Source organism: Priestia sp. P5_B4, from assembly GCF_056400385.1.
This window is the reverse complement of the sequence record NZ_JBFULJ010000625.1, coordinates 1-2268: the sequence shown is the minus strand read 5'-3', so window position 1 is coordinate 2268 and position 2268 is coordinate 1. Positions and strand designations below refer to the sequence as shown.

The 2268-nt window shown below is 42.4% G+C and carries 2 protein-coding genes; one reads left to right on the top strand and one right to left on the bottom strand.

The genetic code is table 11. The annotated features are described in order from the left end of the window. On the bottom strand, window positions 1-512 hold a 512-nt coding region (locus AC1DRF_RS23880; RefSeq protein WP_477741861.1), incomplete at its 3' end, for an AGE family epimerase/isomerase. A 345-nt stretch (window positions 513-857) separates the two neighbouring features. Here AC1DRF_RS23880 and AC1DRF_RS23875 point away from each other — a divergent pair. Next, a complete protein-coding gene (locus tag AC1DRF_RS23875; RefSeq protein ID WP_477741860.1) occupies window positions 858-2192 on the top strand; it encodes an SH3 domain-containing protein in 1335 nt (444 codons plus the stop codon). Window positions 2193-2268 lie beyond the last annotated feature (76 nt).

Below are 2268 nucleotides of genomic sequence, written 5' to 3'. Positions count from 1 at the left end.
GCGTCCCATTCGTCTCGGTAAAAGCCGTGCGCATCTTCCCAAAAGTACTTTTCCATCACGTCATATACCTGTTCAATTGTTTCTTTTGCTTCTGAAATGCCGGCTTGATACGCGATGGAAGAAGCTAAAAGACCAAAAGCGTGCCCATATGCTTGTTTAGAATCATCTTTTACTTCTCCGTCATCGGCTATTTCAAAAAAATACCCGCCGTGCTCTCTATCATAATGGCTGTTTTGTAGAAAACGAATGCCGTGCTGAGCTGCTTCTTTGCACCAATCCGGTCCGTCTAAAAGAGCCCCTACACTGAAGATATAAATAAAGCGCGCCGTACTTACCAAGTGCTTTGAATGCGTGTTGTTGACGGTGCCGTCGTCGTAGTATTCATGGATATACCCGCCGTTTTTCTTGTCAATACAAGCGGGATAGTAGAAATGAAGCGTATCAAAAATATGCTGTTTTAATGTGTGAGGTTCTCGAAACGCAGTTGAGGAAAAATCCGTTGCCGTGTCCATTTTATCACCATCTCAATCTTTGTTTTTAGTTGTTTTTTACCCTAAGCAGTTGGGCGTAAACGTAAGGGTTTTTTTGCTGTTTCTGCTCTATTATTCTATTTTTGTTGAAAATGTATCAGTTTGGAAACAAGTTTGAAATATTTTGATATACTTTTGRTACGATTATCMGGTATTCTAAAAGTACGTGCTAGCTGGAACGAAGTAATGATAAGCCTCTAGACGTCGAATAAATTTACTTAATGTTGTTTAGTTAAGGTTGAACTTAAACATCGGATCCTGTTTTCACTTAACCTATTAAACTAGCAGCATATATTTCTATTATATTTTGCAAATGAGGTATAAAAAATGACAGAAGTGAACAAACAAAGATTTTACAAAAAATTAGCGGTAACAGGTCTTGCTTTTACACTTGTAGGGGCAGGAACTCTAGGTCTTCATTCTTCACATTTTACGGGTGAGCCAACTGTAGCAAGCGCAGCGGCGGAAACATATACAACAACGGCGAATTTAAATATTCGAAGCGGCCCATCGACGTCCAACGCGATTATTGCAACGGTCAAACAAGGCACGCAGCTAACGGTAGTTGGACAAGCAGCAAGCGGCTGGCTGAAAGTAAGCTATCAAGGCAAAACGGGTTACGTAAGCAGTGAGTATGTTAAAAAGTCAGCGAGTTCAACGACCAAAACCTATGTAACAACAGCAAATTTAAATATTCGAAGCGCTCCCTCAACGTCAAGCGCGATTGTTGTAACGGTCAAACAAGGCACGCAGCTAACGTCGACAGCACAAGCAGCGAACGGCTGGCTAAAAGTAAGCTATCAAGGCAAAACGGGCTATGTGAGCACGCAGTACGTAAAGGAATCAACGAGTTCTTCTGAACCGGCTCCAGCTCCTACTCCGGCGGCTTCTGTCTATGTGGCGACAGCGAATTTAAATGTTCGAACAACTGCTTCAACTTCTGGTGCGGTTATCGCAACACTTAAAGCCGGCTCACAGCTAGACGTAACGGCTAAAGCAGCAAACGGCTGGCTGAAAATTACGTATCAAGGTAAGGTTGGCTATGTAAGCGGTCAATACGTACGAGCATTAGCTGGTATGAAAGTGGTTTCGAACCCTGAAAGCATACAAGTTGTTGTGAATAAACAAAACAAGCTTCCGGAAAACTACGTTCCGAAAGATTTAGTATATACAACGATTCCATTTACATTCAAAGAACAAACGGAAAAGAAAAAAATGCGCAGTGAAGCAGCCGCTGCTATTGCACAGTTATTTGCAGGTGCGAAAAAACAAGGCGTTACGCTTCTTGGCGTATCAGCTTACCGTTCACATGCAACGCAAAGCGCGCTTTTTAGTTCGTATGTTCAAAGAGACGGTTATGATAAAGCGGCAACTTATAGCGCATTGCCAGGCACGAGTGAACACGAAACGGGTCTTGGAATTGATGTAACAAAAGGAGACGGCACATGTGCTGCTCAAGACTGCTTTGGCGGAACTAAAGAAGCAACTTGGCTCGATGCCCACGCAGCAGAATACGGATTTATTATTCGTTATCCAAAAGGAAAAGATGCGGTGACCGGCTATAAATATGAACCGTGGCATTTGCGATATGTAGGCAAACCAGTGGCGCAGGCGATTAAGAGTAAAGGCATTACGCTTGAAGAATATTACGGAATTAAGTAGTTTAAAAAAGAAGCTAGAATAAAAGCAGTTYAGTTGAGGGAAGATCCGAACGCGTTTGATTCTTGATAGAGAATCA